Origin of the sequence: Paracraurococcus lichenis, from assembly GCF_030657435.1 — a bacterium.
In the GTDB taxonomy this organism is placed as follows: Bacteria; Pseudomonadota; Alphaproteobacteria; order Acetobacterales; family Acetobacteraceae; genus Paracraurococcus; species Paracraurococcus lichenis.
In genome coordinates this window covers 1-15564 of sequence record NZ_JAUTWS010000090.1, presented here as the reverse complement: position 1 = coordinate 15564, position 15564 = coordinate 1, and the positions used below count along the sequence as shown (strand labels likewise).

At 71.9% G+C, this 15564-nt stretch carries 7 protein-coding genes and 1 pseudogene; 1 reads left to right on the top strand and 7 read right to left on the bottom strand.

All coding sequences use genetic code 11. The features are described 5' to 3' along the window. Positions 1 to 183: 183 nt before the first annotated feature. The 7 genes from Q7A36_RS34290 to Q7A36_RS34260 all read right to left on the bottom strand — a co-directional run bounded on the left by Q7A36_RS34290 (position 184) and on the right by Q7A36_RS34260 (position 14258). Positions 184 to 2079 carry a tannase/feruloyl esterase family alpha/beta hydrolase gene (locus Q7A36_RS34290; protein WP_305108303.1) on the bottom strand — a complete coding sequence of 632 codons (1896 nt, stop codon included), beginning with the start codon at positions 2077 to 2079 and terminating at the stop codon, positions 184 to 186. Between the two features lie 190 nt (positions 2080 to 2269). After that, entirely contained in the window at positions 2270 to 3745 is a 1476-nt protein-coding gene (locus Q7A36_RS34285; RefSeq protein WP_305108302.1) for a hypothetical protein, read from the bottom strand. Positions 3746 to 3749: 4 nt separating this feature from the next. Next, complete coding sequence (locus Q7A36_RS34280) at positions 3750 to 5060, bottom strand: ABC transporter substrate-binding protein (RefSeq protein WP_305108301.1); 1311 nt, start codon at positions 5058 to 5060, stop codon at positions 3750 to 3752. After that, entirely contained in the window at positions 5057 to 5608 is a 552-nt protein-coding gene (locus tag Q7A36_RS34275; protein WP_305108300.1) for an SCO family protein, read from the bottom strand. The genes Q7A36_RS34280 and Q7A36_RS34275 overlap by 4 nt, the downstream gene beginning before the upstream one ends. Beyond that, positions 5605 to 7443: a hypothetical protein gene (locus Q7A36_RS34270; protein WP_305108299.1), complete on the bottom strand. Its 1839-nt coding sequence runs from the start codon at positions 7441 to 7443 to the stop codon at positions 5605 to 5607. Before Q7A36_RS34270 ends, Q7A36_RS34275 begins: the two co-directional genes overlap by 4 nt. Further along, entirely contained in the window at positions 7444 to 8130 is a 687-nt protein-coding gene (locus Q7A36_RS34265) for a hypothetical protein (RefSeq protein WP_305108298.1), read from the bottom strand. It lies immediately after the preceding gene. Further along, the gene (locus Q7A36_RS34260) at positions 8127 to 14258 is read right to left on the bottom strand and encodes a hypothetical protein (RefSeq protein WP_305108297.1); all 6132 of its coding nucleotides are present in this window, start codon (positions 14256 to 14258) and stop codon (positions 8127 to 8129) included. Before Q7A36_RS34260 ends, Q7A36_RS34265 begins: the two co-directional genes overlap by 4 nt. Before the next feature lie 546 nt (positions 14259 to 14804). On the opposite strand from Q7A36_RS34260, the pseudogene Q7A36_RS34255 reads away from it, so the two are divergent. After that, a pseudogene (locus Q7A36_RS34255) lies at positions 14805 to 15471 on the top strand (IS30 family transposase); the annotation flags it as partial. Between the last annotated feature and the right edge of the window lie 93 nt (positions 15472 to 15564).

The following is a 15564-nucleotide window of genomic DNA, read 5'->3' as shown; positions in this document are numbered from 1 at the left end:
GGTCATGCAGCAGGGCCACCGCCGCCTACTGGCTGCTCTGGTCGCTGCGCAGCCTGATGCCGAAGCGCTCGATCTGGCGGGTGGCGCAGTTCGACACCCTCCGTTAGCCAATGTCCACACCGTCAAGGCGGGTGCGGGGCTGCACCCATCACGCGTGCCCCGCACCGCACATAGGTCCAACCCTTACCTCAGGTACTCCGGCGCTGCCATTGGGTTCTCCTGGCTTTCGCCGCGGGTGCAGGTGAAGTTGGCCGCGTCGTTCACGTCGCCCTGCCCTTTGTAGCGAGCCACGCGGGGAAAGGTGCAGAGCGGCCGAGTCTGCGCCACGCCCTGGGCTGGGTTGTCGCTCGCGTACTTGGTTGCGGTGATCTGCTGCGGCGCCACGCCCTGCTCCACCCAGCGCTGCAGGGCGAGAAGGCTGTTGTGCTGCGCATCCGCCTGCACCGGGCTGAAGGTCGCGTTGTAGAACTGGTTCGGACCTGGGCCACCACCACAGTGGCCCATGCCGGGAACCATGAACAGGCGGAAGAAGTCCTGGATGCGCCGGTTGTCGGCCGAACCGACACTGGCGGTCTGCCCATCGTCGAAATGGGCTTGGATCACATTGCTGACCAGGTCGGCATTGTCCGGAAGCGCCGACTGCTGGTCACCTCCACGCAGGAAGGCAGCCACGCGCAGGTAGTAGTTGACGAAGTCCTGCGGCGGTACGAGCGCATCGGCCCAGCCATGGAAGCCGAGCAGCTTGCCTCCGCGCGCCCGGAAGCGGGTAAGGTCGGGGCTGTTGGCGTTCAGGATACCGGCCAGCACATCGTCCAATTGGGCCATGTTGCGGTCGAAGTCGAAGGTCCGCCAGTCCCAGTCGGGGCCGAAGACCCAGTAGAACAGGGCATCGAACTGCGGCTCGCTCGAGGGCAGGGTCGGCGAGAGGCCCTGCAGGAAGGGCCAGTCGAAGGTGCTGCCGCTCTCGCTGCCGCGCTCCGGGCCGGGGTAGATCAGCCGCCCGGTACGCGGGTTGCGCGCGCCGTCATAGATCAGCCTCGCCGCGTCCACCTCAGGCTGCGTGAGGCACTGGGACGTGTCGCCCGCCCCCGCCTGGCAGAGCAACTCCGCGGGGTCCCAGCGGCAGGCGCGTGGCTCGGTGAGGTAGGGATCCGAGGCCAGGCCGCCGTCCTGCCCGGCGCAGGCCTTCAGAACGGCATCGGTGATCAGCCGTGCCTTGTCCGCCGGAATGAGGCTGTCGGGCGTGCGGTGCGTGACGGCGTAGTTCCACAGGACGTCGGTGTGGATGTGGGTGCGGTTCTCGGCCGGGGCACCGGCGAGGATGCCGTCGTAATCGTCCGGGAACTGCTGCGCTTCGTGCAGCGCCTGACCGCCTCCGGTGGAGCAGCCGGCAAAGTAGGAATAGGCCGCTTCCCGGCCGTAGAAGGTTGCAACCACCTGCTTGGACGCGACGGTCATCAGATGCGTCGAACGGTAGCCCCAATCGATCCACTTCTCCGGACGGCCGATGATCGGCTTGCCGTTCAGGGAGGTGGACGGCGCGGTGCCCATGTCCGTATTGGCCACCGCGAAGCCGAGACCCAGGGCGCCCGCGAGTTCGTCGTAGCGGATCGCGCCGGCATAGCCCCCGTTGCCGGTGCCGACGAAGCGGCCGTTCCAGGCAGTGCCCTGGGGCAGCCAGACCTCCACGTTGATGTCGCTGTCCGGGCTCGGCCGAAGCGTGGCGAAGACCCGGCAGAATGCGGGAAGGTTCTGATAGGTCGTGGTGGTGCCCGGGGCGGTGAAGTCGCCGGCCGGTTGGGACTGGGCAGCCGTGATCGTTCCGTTGCCCGGCAGCGTCGCGCCGGCAAGCTCCTCGCACCCTGCCGCGACGGCCGAGCCGGGTGCTCCGATCGAGCCCGCTGCGAGCAGTGCGGCTGCCCCCAAAGTCACTGCGGACTGTTTACAAATGCCGGCACTCCATCCGTGGCGGCAGCGCAGCCACGATCTTGCATTATTCATGGACGGCATCTCCTCCCGTTCCCCCCGCGGAGAGGCTATGCGTCGGATGCCGCATCCGACAACAATCTTGTCGGGCACTCAGGCCGGTTCCGTCGGGCCTCGTGCCAAGCAGCCCTTTGGCCGGTCACCTGATGCCGCCCGAGATGACATCAGTGTGGCCGAGCGTGAATAGGGCGGGCTGAGGAGCAGCAACTGTGGCGACAGGGGGATGTACGCTCAGATGACGTCGTGAACACGTGACCCACCAAGCCGGGGAGGTATCGCCGCCTTACTGGCCATCGCAGGCGCGCTGACTGCCATTGCCCACAGGCTGGGACTGCGCATGCCCGGAGTCCGGGAAGGGATCGAGCCGGCCGATGGCAACCGTGCCGCCAGCCGTGGCGAAGCTCCCGCCGCCATTCGCCAGGAAGCAGAAATTCTCGAAGGGTACCGAGACGGGGAAGCCCGGCACGCCGAAGCGCGTCACCTCGGGATAGATGTACTCTCCCACCGGCGCGACGTAGAGGCCGGAGGTCAGCCCCGTGGCAAGCTTCGCGTTCGGGCTGCCGACGACGCGCGCCAGCACGTCGCGCCGCACCGCGCGGGCATCGTCCTTGGCGGGCCAGGTGTTCCGGAAGCGGCCGAGCTGCGGCCCATTGGAGGGCGGGATGCCGTCCGGCCCGCTGAAGGACGTGCCCTCCTCGTTCCGGCCGGTATCGACCAGCCGTACTTCCACGTTGCGCGTGGGATCGGTGGTGAAGCCGACGATGCGGAAGCGCGTCGTCTCTTCCTGCGGAACATCCGGGAAGGGCTCGCCCTTCGTGCCCTGCAGGGCTTCCTCGACAAAGAGGTAGACCGGCTCGGTGCCGGGCGAGGTGTAGATGCCGAGCTCCGCCTCCAGCCCATGCGCGGCGACCAGGAAGCCGCCCGTTGGGTCGGCCTGCAACATGCCGACGAAGGTGACGTAGTCGCCGACCGCCAAGGGCACCGGGCGTCCTGGGTCGCAGGCCCGCGCCGGGGCGTCCGCCGAAGCCGCCGGCGTCAGGACACCCCCGGTCTCGCGGGCACAGGTGAAACGCATCATCCCGGCGGGACGGTTGCCTGCCGGGCATTTCGCGTCATTGCCGGAGCGCGGAACGCAGACCGGGAAGCCGGTCCGGGCGTGCACCGGAGAGTTGTCGGGATCGAGGGCGAAGCGTTCATCGAGCGGAATGCCTGCCTTGGCGCCCTCGTTGTTCGCCACGCCGTAGATGCCCGTGGGATCGTTCAGCCGCACGCGGGCGCCGGCCGTGCCGCCACGGTCGCCAATGCGCAGCTCGCCGCTCGCCGGATCGATCGCCTGGATGAAGCCAGCGCCGATATGCAGCGCACCCTGGCTGATCCGCACCACCCCGGCGACGTAGCGCCCGTTGCTGATATTGCCGATCACCTCGGCCTCGAAGGGCACGCGCGGCGGCGTGGGGTCGGCCAGGGCTAGGCCGCTGCGCGACTGCACCTGAGCTCCGCCCCTGGGTCCGCGGAACAGATCCTGCGGCGTCATGTAGCGTCCGGGCATGGTGACCAGCAGGTTCGCTGGCAGCAGCACCGGGATGCCGCGCAAGGTCAGCGTTGCCGCGCTGGTCGGGCCGGTCGGTGTCGTCAGGGTGAAACTCTCGATATGACCAATCAGGGCGAAGGAGGAAGTCTGGGCCCTGGCCTCAACGCCGAGCAACAGGAGCGCGAGGCTGCAGCCCCGCAAAGCCGAGATGCCAGACCCAAAGCGCATGGTATCAGCCTCCCCGATCGGTGCTGGCAGCGGCGCGCGGCGCGTCGCCGATTTCGATGACCTCGGCGTCCCAGGCATGGCGCCGGTGGCGGCGGAATTGTACGGGCGCCCCCGGCAATGGGGCGTAGCCCTGCGAGGCCGCGCGCTGCGCTGGCAAGGCGCCCTCGTGCAGCACGGCGCCGGCGCGGGACAGCCATTCGACAGCGAGCCGCCCTGCGGCGCGGCCGAGCTGGCGCCAGGGGCCGCCGCGCGGATCCTGCGACAGCAGCACCACCGGGAAGGGCAGTACCAGCCGAGCCTGCCAGCCGGGCGGGATATGGCCGCCGAGCGCGGCGAGGCCCGCCAGGCCGAGCCCAAGGCAGCCCGGCGCCCCGGCTTCGCGCAGCGCCGCCGCGAGCGCGGCGGACTCGCCGAACCACTGGATGGCGCCGTCCCGCTCGTCGGCGGACGGTGCCGCGAGCCGTAGGCCGAGCCGCGGCCCGGCGGCCTCGCAGGAGGTGAGTGCGCCGGCCAGTGCCACCTGCTGCTCGGCGACCGGAGCCAGCAGATCGGCGCTCCAAGGCCCGGTCTCCTGCGCGCCCGCCCGCAGCACCAGGCTGCCGATATGCGGCACCCGTGCGGCCTCCAACATCGCCTCGGCCGCCGGATTGCCCGGCCAGAAACCGCCGACCAGCGCATATACCGGCCGCGCCAGGACGTCCCGCAGGGCGGTCTCGGTCCCGCGCGCGCCATCCGCCACGACGAGGAGCAGGCGCCGGCCATGCACGCCGCCCGCCGCCGAGGTGGCGTCCAGCACCTCTCGCAGGCCCGCCAGCACCGCCCTGCCGCTCGCGCCACCGGGGCCGGAGAGCGGCAGCACTGCACCCAGCGCGACGCTGTCCGCGGTGACGCCGGGCGGCAGGTCGGCGGCGGTGCCGACGCGGCGCAGATGGTCCAGCAGGGCCTGCAGCTCCGCAGGCTCCAGGCGGTAGCGCGGCATGGCGCGGTCCAGCACCCTGCCGCCACGCCCCTGCCCGGCCAGGATCGCTCGGCCCACCGCCTCGGCCGAGGCATAGGCCGGCGCCTCGCCCGCCGGCCGGGCCAGCGCGGCCCAGGTGATCGGCGGCGCCGTGACGCCACCCTCCCGCCGGCCCTCGGCCAGCGGGCCATGGCAATTGCCGCAGGCGGCATAGGCGAGCGGCAGGCGGGTCGCCGTGGCCTCCCGCCCCGCGGCGAAGGGGGTGAAGCCGTGATAGAGCCGCCGGCCCTCCGGCGGTTCGGCACCAGCCGCAAGCGGCAACAGCGCCAGCGCGAGGAAGGCGGCCGCCCGCCTCATGCCGGCGGCTCCAGCAGCAGGGCGGCCAGCGCCTCGGGCGGCTCCAGCGCGCCGGCCCGGCGCCAGCTTCGCCCACCCTCGCGGCCGATCCAGACGAAGGCGAGGTGGCTCTCCGGCCCGCCGCCCGGCACCTCGAAGGCGGCCCAGACGCGGGCCAAGGCGGCCGGGTCGCCGCCCAGCATCAGCCAGCTCCGCTCCAGCCCGAGCGCGATGCCGAAGCGCGCGGCATAGGCACGCATCGCGTCCGGCGTGTCGCCGAGCGGGTCGAGGGAGATGGAGAGCAGCAGCGGTCCGCCCTCCGCCGCCGCGCGCCGCGCGAGCTCGGCCTGCAACTCCGCCAAGGCGGCGGTCTGCGGCGGGCAGATCGCGGTGCAGCCGGTGAAGAAGAAGCTCACCAGCACCGGCCTGCGCTGCGCCAGCCCGACCAGCGGCCAGCGCCGGCCGGCCTGGTCCAGCAGCACCACCGGTGGCAGGCGCGTCGCCTGCGCCCGGGCCGCCCCGGGCAGCGCGGCGGTCATTGCCAGCAGGCCGGCGCGGCGCCCGATCATGGCGTGCCCTCGGGCGGCAGCGGCCCCAGCCGGCCCTCGACGAAGCTGAGGTTGCGGGAGGCGCTGCCGACCAGCAGCTCGACCGGCGCCGGTCCCGGCAGCAGCAGCCGCGTCTCGTACTCGCCCGCCACGACCTCGCGGAGCGGCAGGCGCGCCTGCCAGCCACTTCGCCGGTCGAAGGCCAGAAGCACCAGGTCCGGGATGCCCTCGACCGGCGCAGTGCCCTCCCTTGCCCGCAGCCGCACCCGCAAGGTGCGCTGCCGCGGCGCGGCCTCCGTCACCGCGACCAGCTCCGGCCGCAGCCGCGGCTCGGCCGGTGGCGCGCCGGGCGTGGGTCCCAGCCGGACCGGTGCGCAGAGGGCGAAGCGCGGCGCGGCGCCGCTCAGCACCAGCTCATGCGCCCCGCCCAGGGCATGCCGCACCGGGCTGCGGTAGCGTCCAGGCGCCACTTCCCGCAAGGAGAGGTCGAGCAGGGCGAGCCCGACCGCGGCGCGGCGGTAGTTGGAGTAGCTGCCGACCGGCGCCATCATGCCCTCGGCATACTGGTAGAGCATGCCGTCCGCCGCATTGGCGGCGACCAGCCCGGTGCCGGCGGGGATCGCCACTGCCTGCGCCGGGCCGGCGATGCGCGGTGCGGCGCCGGGGTCGGGCCGGCCGAGCGTCACGTCCACCGGCTGGTCCCGGCCCTGCCGCAGGTCCTCCAGCAGCCAGAGCCTCGCCATTCCCTCCCGTGCGCTGAGCGCATAGGCGAAGCGGTCGGTGAGAAGAATTTCGTCCGCATCTTTCGGTGCCGCAAGGCGTGGCCCGATGGCGCCCGAGGCGAGGTCCACCAGGCTTCCCTGCCCCGCGCCCAGGACCAGGACCCGCCGGCCGCCATCGAGCAGCGCCATCGCCTGGGCGGGATGGCTGAGCGCGCGCAACCGCTCCGGTGCGGCGCCCGTGGGTGCCTCCGGGTCGATCCAGGCGAGCAGCCCGGCCTCGGTCGCCACCACCAGCCGGCGACCCAACGGGCTCCAGCGGACAAGGCGCGGCCGGCCGGGCACCGCCCAGCGCCGGTCCGTGCCGCCCGCGGCCAGCAGCCGCACGCCGCCATCCGCCTCCAGGGCCAATAGGCCGGGACCTTCGGCCTCGGCGAAAAGGCCGAGCGGCGGCGGCCCCGGCAGGACCTGCAAGGCCTGGTCCGGCGCGTCGGGGTCGAGCAGGCCGATCCCGGCCAGCCCCGGCAGGCCGAGCCCGAGCCGCCGTCCGGCGGCATCCCAGGCCAGCGCGGCCCCCGCCGCCTCCGGCAGGTCGATGGCGCGGGTGATGCGGCGGGTATGCAGGTCCACGGCGACCAGCCGGGCAGGATCGGCCAGCACCACCCAGGCTTCCAGCCGCTCCGGCAGCGGCAGCCAGGCGGTCGGCCTGCCGCCGAGGTCGAGGATGGATTCCAGCTTGGCGTTGTTCAGCCCGACGAAGGGATTGATGACCGCCAGCGTGCCATCCGTGTTCAGGGTCAGCAGCCGGTAGGCGTTCAGGTCGATATCGGCGCGGCGGCCGATTCCCTGGCTGGCCAGCGCCTTCACCTTGTCGCTGCAGGCCAGTTCCGCCTCCGGCAGCGCGGCGCGGCGCCGCTGCAGCCAGGCCGCGAGCCGCCCGCGGTCGTAGCGCAGCGGCGCGCCGGTCGCGGCCTCGCTCGCTTCCACTTCCAGCATGCCGAGGCCGGGCGCCTCGCCGGGCAGGTAGCGCCAGGCGATGCGCACCCCGTCCTGCTCCGCCGTGCCGCCCTGCGGCGGCTCCGCCGCCAGCGCGGGCAGAGCCAGGGCGATGCCGAGCGCGATGAGCCGGGCGCGCATTCAGGCGCGCCCGTAGAGCGGGGCGAGCATGATGGCGTCGAGCCGCAGGCTGCGCGCGGTGCTCAGGGTGAAGCGTGCCTCGCAGATGCCCGGCCCCGCCGTCACCTCGGCGCCGAGGAAGGGGGCCGTCGCCTCACCGGCGAAGACCACGGTGCCGGCCTTGCCCGCAGAGGCAACCGTGCCCGGCGCATCCGTCGCTGCGAGAGGCGCTTCCCAGGTCCGGCTGCCCTGGCGGCGGACCCAGAGCAGGGCCGTGAATGCCGCGCCCACCGTGGCCGCATTCAGCCCGAGGCCCGCGGCCCGGGTGCCCAGGGCGTGCACGGGTTCGGAGAAGGCAAGGCGGATCGGGGCCTGCTCCGGATCCGGCAGGCCCTCGGATTCGACCGGCGCGAAGAGCAGGCCGTCACCGTCGAAGAGGTCGCAATTGCAGTCGACCATGGAGCAGAAGCGGATCTGCAGGGCGGGACCCGTGGGGTTCACCGTCACCGCTGTCTGCGGCAGGGCGTAGCGCAGCCCGGTGGCATCCAGGTCGCGGCGCAGCGGATGCTGCCGCCGCTGCCGCATCTCCCCGACCGCCCCGGTGCGGGCCAGCACCGTGCCGAGCGCCGGGTCCGGGTTCTCCGCCCAGTCGATCCACCAGTCCGCGGCGAAGTCGGCGGGGCTGGTCAGGCGCCTGAGACCACTCATCGACTTGCCTCCCGCCCCGGGCCGCCTTCGGGCCCTTCGACCCGCAGCAGGCCCCAGAGCCCGTTGTCGAAGAGGAAGCTGGCCTGGCTGCGGATCAGGTAATCTATCGGTACCTGCGCTGCGCCGCCGGCCTCAAGTTGCAGGGTGATGCCCATCATCGGCCCGAAGGCGTTGAATACGCCCTGATGCAGCCCGGTGCGGCGCCCTGCGTCGAAGACCCGGGAGTCGGCCGACCAGGGCGTGGGGTTCCAGCCATGCCCGCCCACCGCGAGGCCCTGCTGCCGGGTATGGCCACCGGGATGCACGAAGTGCAGCCGCACCGTCTCCCCGGGCCGGGCGGTCAGCACCGGCGTCTCCGGGTCGCAGGGCGTCGGCGCATGGTCCGAGGGCGGGATGCCGGCGGCGCAGCGCCCATCCGGCAGCCGTGCCGAGGAGAAGACCCGGGCGTAGTCCAGCTCGTTCCGCGCCTCGAAGGGCATGCTCGGGTCGTTGCCGCGGCGGGCCCAGAGCGGCTCGGTGCGGTAGTTCAGCGCCTTCAGCCCGTAATCGTCCGGCTCCTCGGCGCCCGAGAGGCTGTTCACGGGCAGGCCGCCGCGCGTCGCATTGACGCCGTCCTGCACCATCAGCACGTGGTCCACGTAGCGCCGGCCGTCGGGTGCGCAGATCTCGGCGCTGATGCCGGCCGGCCACCTCCCGCCGCGGGCCGCGGTGAAGCGGTCGTCCCGGCAAACATCCGACCCCACCGGTCCGATGACCAGCGCGCCGCCGAGCCCGTGCATGGGGTGCTTGATCGGGTCGCCGAAGGAGCGCAGCGGCAGCGCCCCGAACTCCACGGGGGCATTGCCGTGCTCGTAATCCGTGGCGCTCCAGAACAGACGCAACTTGCAGGAGTCGTCGTCCTGCTGCGCGCAGGGTGGCTGCAGCGAGCCCTGGCTGAAGGCGTCGCCACCTGCATCGCGGTCGATGATGGCGCCATTCAGCCCGACATTGGAGCCATCGGACCAGAGCGGGTGCTGCGCGACCCGCGGCGCCGAGATGCCGACCGTGTTCGACATGCGGACCTGGTTGAGGTTGAACCCGTCCGTGATCATCGGCAGGAAGTTGTGGTAGGCCGACGCCTCGGGCGGACCCTGGCCCTCGCCCTCCGCACCGGGCCCCGCCCCGTCGGGCCGCTGCGGCGGCAGGTGGTTCCTGAGCGTCACGTCGATGCACTCGCCGGCGGCGGCGCGCAGCACCAGCGGCTCCAGCGGCCGGCCCGCGGCGAAATCGGCGCGGAGCGACTGCAGGACCTGGGTGTTGCTGCGGCGCGCCGGGGCGGGCTCGCAGCCGCGGCCCAGGTTGTCCGCCGCGCAGTGCCGCGGCGCGTCGTTCAGCACATAGACCACCGCGCGCTCGTCGCGGATGCCGTAGCGCCGGCTGTAGTCCAGCCCGGCCGGCGCAGGGCCGTCGCAGTCGCCGAGAAGCTGGCAGACGCGCACTGCGCTGACATCGAAGGCGCGGTAGGGAATGGCGGCGCCGCGGCCCGGTGGGGCGCAGACGGATCGCGGCGCGTCGCCGGTCGCGGGCGGCGGTGGCGGCGGGTTTCCCAGCGTGGCCAGGAAGCGCTCCGGCGCGAGCGAGGCGGTGCCGCTGCTGGCCGAGCTCGGCACGGTCTGCGGCGGGCGCTGCGGTCCGGCATCCGGGCGCGTGAAGCTGCGCATCACGCCCCAGAGCCCGTCCCAGAGCTGGTCCACCGAGGCGCCGAAATAGAGGTAGTCCACATGCGGCGCGTTCAGCGGGTTGACGATGACGTCGAACTCGAAATGCTCCGAGATGCCGAGCGGCTGGGCGTTGAGATAGCCCGGCCCGGCCTGCTCCGGCAGCCGCGCCGCGCCGGGCCCGAAGCCCGGCAGGCGCAGCCACTTCACCCCGTTCATGGTGAAGATGTGCTGCGCCTCCTGCGCGCCCTGGATCAGCCGGATCTGCACCGGATCGCCTTCGTAGGCCGGCAGGATCGGCGTCGCCGGGTCGCCGAAGACGCGCCAGGGCTCGCGCCGCTCGATCCGCGGGTGGCAGGGCGCGCCGCCGCGGTCCTCCGCCGCGCCCGCCGCCCAGGCCGGCAGCAGGCTGGCGGGGTAGAGGGCGCAATTGAAGTCGCGCCGCCACTGCTCGACCTGGGCGAGCAGCGCGTCGAGCCGCGCGCCTTCCGGCGTGCCGCGCAGCAGGTCGCGGGTCGGCGCGGTCGGCGTGGCCGGCAGGGGATTGCGCGCCAGCCATTCGTCGCGACCGGCATGCACGCGCGTGCTGAAGGCATTGGCCATGTCGCCGATGCAGTCCGTGTCGCCCAACCGGCAGGGGCTGCTGCGGTCGGAGCGCGTGCCGGACTGGCGGTAGTCGTAGCCGCCGAGGCTGCGGTCCTCTTTGGCCTCGGCGATGCGCAGCGGCAGCGGTTCGTGCCGGTAGTTCACCAACTGGCTGCCCGGGTCCTCGGACGAGATGCCGAGCGGCCGCGCCGGCGTCGGCGCGACGTGCCGGCGGCCGAAGCGGATGCTATTGGCGTCGCGCAGCATGGAATCGCCGCGCGGCTCCGGGTTGATGGGCTCCAGCGCCAGGTTGTAGGCGATGCCGAAATCGGCGATGGCGAGGGCGAATTCCCGCCGCGTGTCGTCGCTGGCGCGGTCGGGCCCGCAGGTGGCGGGGCCGCTGCGATTTCGGCCGGCAGCCGGCTGCAGCGGGCTGGAATCGCCATCCCCGATGCAGGCGGGGGCGATGATGTTGGCGATGGTCGCGGTCGGGCCGCCATCCCCGCGCAGGTGCAGCGGCACCCGCGGCTCGATCGGCGAGAGCGGATGCGGCGCGCCGCGCCGCAGGGCGGCCGCGGTCGGCTGGCGCAGGTCGGACCCGCCGAGCAGCTTGTCCTCGGCGGTCGAGCCGGGCGTGCCGAGCGCCGCCACCTCCTCGGCCGTCAGCCTCGCCCCCGGCCGCAGCCAGAGCGAGTTCGCCGGCTCCACCACCAGCCCGGCATAGAGGCCGTGCTGCTGGTGCGAGCTGGGGCCGAAATGGTCATGGGTGAAGACGGTGCGCAACGTGTTGTCGCGGCCGCTGACGCGATTGAGGATCGGGTCGGCCCACCAGCGCTGGGTCGTGCGCTGCGCGCCGCAGAAGGGATGGCGCTGGTTCAGCCGCTCGGCCCAGGCCGCGTCGTCCTCGCCGGCCTGCTGCGGCGGGCACTGGCCCTTCTCCAGCAGGGCGCCATAGGTGGCCGGGTCGCGCTGCGCCGCCTGGTAGATGGTCCCGCCTTGGCGGAACAGCGGGTGCGGCTGCGGCACCAGTTTCGGCCCCTTGTCGCCGACCGTGCGGTTATGGGCGAAGATGCGCTCGCGCACCTCATCCGGCGAGAAGGTCGCATCCTCGTAGTTCCAGCCATTGCCGGAGCCGTCGGAGGAGGTGACGTCGAACTTCACGAGATGGATGTGCTGCCCGATCGTGTCGGTCGGCGTGTAGATCTGGAAGTCGTCCAGGTTCAATGCGCTGGGCATGAGGTTGGACGACAGGAACTGGATGCATTCGCCGGAATTGGCCCGGAAGAAGAGTGGCTCCGGCAGCCTCGTGCGGGTCGCGGGGTCGATGATGTCCTTGATGTCGTCCTCGAGGATGACGATGCGGCCCTGCGGGTCGAACCAGCCATGCCGGTTGTAGGTCAGCTCGGTCTGGATGAAGGCGGCGCGGTAGTGGCGCAGCGGCGCCTCCTCCGGGCAGGGATTGGCGAAGGGCGCGCCCGGTGCGCGCGCCAGGGCATTCACCTGGTACAGCGGCGGCCCCTCGCGCGGCTGCTGGATCGGCAGGGTCGCGGCGTGGTCGGTGCGGTAGGCGAAGCGCGGCCGCCACCAGGCGGGCCGGGCGGGTGAGGTGACCGGGACCGGCTCGAGGCCCGGGCCGCGCAACTCGCCCTCGTGGAACTGCATCGCGCGGCGCTCGGCCTCGTCGCCGCTGTGCGGCAGGAAGCGCAGCGTCAGCCGGTCCCATTCCCTGGCCAGCGTCGACAGCGCCTCCGGGTCCTGCCGGCGGACACGGGCGGCGATGGTACGTGCCGCCTCACCGCCGCGCGCCGCCGCGCGCCGCAGGACGTCCGGCGTGTCGCGGGGGGTGAGGCTGCCGTCCAGCACCACATGCCGCGGCAGCCCGCCATTGACGATCGCCTCGGCCGCCGGCTCGGTCTTCGGGTCGGTCCAGTTGGCGCTGGCGAGCACGTCCATGTCGAGCACCGGCTGCGGCGGGCGATGGCCGGGATTGCCGGGAATGTAGAAGGGGTAGCCGCGGAACTCCGCACTCGGCATCGGGGCGAGCGCATTGCCCGGGATGGGCACCACGGCCGGCGTGGCAATGCCCGCCTCGACCTCGGCATCCGGCAGGTTGCGGCCGAGCGGGTCGTTGTCCGGCCCGGCTGCCCGCTGTGAATCGAAGAGGCCGGGATGGCCATCCTCGAAGGTGTCGTGCACCCGCCACAGCTCCCACATGCCCTGCGCGAAATGCGGATAGAGATGGCAGTGGAAGATGCTGTCACCGACCGTGTGGTTGCGGTTTCCACCGCCGCCGAACTCGATGCCGTAGCTGAAGGTGGCGCCGGGCGAGATGGTCTGGGAATCGAGGTAGGTGGAGTTCGGGTCCTGGGCGTCCATCACCCACTGATGGGCGTGCAGGTGGAAGACATGCGTCTCCTTCGGCCCGGCATGCAGGTTGCGGAAGCGCACGGGGTCGCCGAGATACGAGTGATGCACGTTGGACGGGTCGTCCGGATAGAGCGCACCGACCGGCACCTCGCCCTGGTACTTGAGGATCAGCGCCGGGTCGCCATTGGCCCAGGAGCTGAGGAAGAACTCTTCCGCCCGGCATTCCGGGCATCGACCGGCGGGACCGGTCGGGCGCAGCGCCGGCGTGGACATCACCAGCGAGCCCATGCTGGAGACGCCGTAGTTGATCCCCATGCCGTCGCGGATGAGGGAGAGCGGGTTGTCCTCGTCCTCGAGTTCGGCGAAGGCCTGCGCCGCATGCACCTCGTCATGAAAGATGACGGTGAACTCGCGGAAGGACTCGCCGCAGGTGCTGCCGAACATGGCTCCGCGGCAGGCGGCCGGGTCGGTGCCTCTGCCCCGCCGCTCCGGCACGACCACCAAAGCGTTGAGGTCGCTGTGCACGATGCGGTTGTCGCGGTCGAGCATGCCGAGGATGGGCTTCGGGCGGCCCTTGTCCATGCGTTCCCTGCCGTAGTCCAGGTCGGCATAGCGGTGGCGGCCGGGACCGACCGGGCGTGCGGCATCCTGCAGGTCGCGCTCGCTGACCTGGGAGCGGTACCAGAGCGAGCCGGCGGGCTCGACCGTCACCGCGGCGAAGAGACCGAGGCCGATCTGGCCGCCATCGCCTTCCCCGCCCACCGGCGCGGCGGTGGAATAGGCGAAGTAGGTGCCTTCCTTCGTGGCGCGCCAGCGCGTGACGGCGCGCTGTCCCGGCCTGGCCAGCCCGCCGAGGTCGAAGCCGTCCTGCACCGCCTTCGCGGTCCGCGGATTGAAGGCGATGCCCTGGTGCCCGGGCAGGCCGATATTCGCCCCGGCGCCGCCGCAGACCGCATCCAACGGGCACTGCGCCGCCGGGATCGGCACGACATCGAGGCCGGTGACGTGGAAGGAGGCCGCGCGGGTACGCGGTCGGTCGACGCTGATCGGGCCGGGATTGGCAACCAGCCCTGGGCGCGGCGGCGCGCCGGGATTGCTCGCGGCATGCGCGGGAAGGCGGCCGCCATTCTCCTGCGGCAGCCCGCCCTCCTCCTCCCAACTGGGTGAGAGCAGATTCTCGAGCCGCACCTCCAGGCAATCGCCCTCATTGGCGCGAAGCACCAGAGGACGCGGCCGCTTATCAGGCCGCAGCTTCACCTCGCCGGGGTGGAGTGGGCCATCGCCCTGCAGCGGCACCACGTCGTCGCGCAGCGCAAAGAGCATGCCGGCCGGGACGAAGGCACCGAAGCGGTTCAGCACATAGGCCTGTTCCAGCGCCACGATGTCGGCGGTGATGACGCGCCGGCACAACCCATCCGGCCGCGGCACCGCGGCTTCGGCGGTGCGGGACGGGGTCTCGGCCTGATCCGCGCCTGGCATGATAGTCAGCAGAGCAGCCAAGCTGCTGACGAGAACGCCGTTTCGAATGCACTGAGCGATCGTCATATCTGACATAGCGGCCCCACGGCATGTGGGCGCCGAAAGAACATCAGGCGATCGGACGACCGCCGCGAGCTCAAATGGAAGACGGCAATAAGTTCTTTCGGACGCTCTATGATCTCAGTATGGCTTGGCGGACACCCGCTGGAGAAACAGCAATTCGTCTCTCCCAATTTCTTGATATGGCGGGCGTATGATGAAGCCGACCTCGGAATGCATGGCGGGAGCACCCGGAGCCGTGGTCGCTGACGATGACCATCCGCGCGCGGCGGTGACTGACGGTCACGGTCATGTCGGTGCCGCACATTGAACCGCGCCGGGTTTGCCGGAGGCCAGATCGCTTGGGTCACGCCGCCATGGTGGGTGCCTCAAGCTGGGCGTCGTAGCGTGCCTCGGCCTCGGCAGGTGGGATCTAGCCGATCGGCTCGAGGAGGCGGCGACCAGCGCCGGCGTGTCGCCTCCGGTAGGCTACCGCTGGTTCCGGGGCGAGAGCTGACCGCCTGCCTGCGAATGGGACGGGCGCTGCGGGTGCCACGGGCGCGCAGCCGCGGCCGGGGCAAGTCGCACGTCGCGCCTGAGATCATGATCAGCGAACGTCCGGCTGAGGTGGCCGACCGGGCGGTGCCGGGCCATTGGGAAGGAGACCTGATCCTGGGCGCTGGGCTGCGCGGCGATCGGCACGCTGGTCGAGCGCACGACACGGTTCACCATGCTGCTCCATCTGCCGCGTATGCCAGGGCACAGGGAAGGTGAGCGGCTGAAGACCGGGCCCGCCCCCGCGGGCCATGGTGCCGAGGCGGTATGCGGCTCCATCAAGCACGTGATCAAGACGCTGCCTGAGCAATTGCGCCGGTCCTTGACTCGGGATTAGGGTGCGGAACTGAGCCTGCATGCGCAGCTTCGCATCGAGACTGGCGTGCAGGTCTATTTCTGCGACCCGCACAGCCCCTGGTAGCGCGGGACGAACGAGAACACGAACGGGCTGCTGCGGCAGTACTTCCCGAAGGGCACCGACCTGAGCGCGCACAGCGCGGCAGCTCTCGCTGCGGTAGCCGCAACGCTCAACGGCAGGCCGCGCAAGACGCTTGGGTGGCGAACACCGGCTGAAGCATTTGACGAATTGCTCAGGGGGCCGCAGGCTGGTGTTGCGACGACCACTCGAATCCGCCGCGGGCGACCTTGGGCGCCCGCGCCTGGCGGGCGCGGTTCTGCTCCATGCCGATCATCTCGACGATCTGGCGTCGGT

Coding starts and splice junctions, on each gene's coding strand:
- Q7A36_RS34280 (WP_305108301.1), bottom strand. CDS start 5,060: ATGAGGCGGGCGGCCGCCTTCCTCGCGCTGGCGCTGTTGCCGCTTGCG.
- Q7A36_RS34285 (WP_305108302.1), bottom strand. CDS start 3,745: ATGCGCTTTGGGTCTGGCATCTCGGCTTTGCGGGGCTGCAGCCTCGCG.
- Q7A36_RS34270 (WP_305108299.1), bottom strand. CDS start 7,443: ATGCGCGCCCGGCTCATCGCGCTCGGCATCGCCCTGGCTCTGCCCGCG.
- Q7A36_RS34260 (WP_305108297.1), bottom strand. CDS start 14,258: ATGCCAGGCGCGGATCAGGCCGAGACCCCGTCCCGCACCGCCGAAGCC.
- Q7A36_RS34265 (WP_305108298.1), bottom strand. CDS start 8,130: ATGAGTGGTCTCAGGCGCCTGACCAGCCCCGCCGACTTCGCCGCGGAC.
- Q7A36_RS34275 (WP_305108300.1), bottom strand. CDS start 5,608: ATGATCGGGCGCCGCGCCGGCCTGCTGGCAATGACCGCCGCGCTGCCC.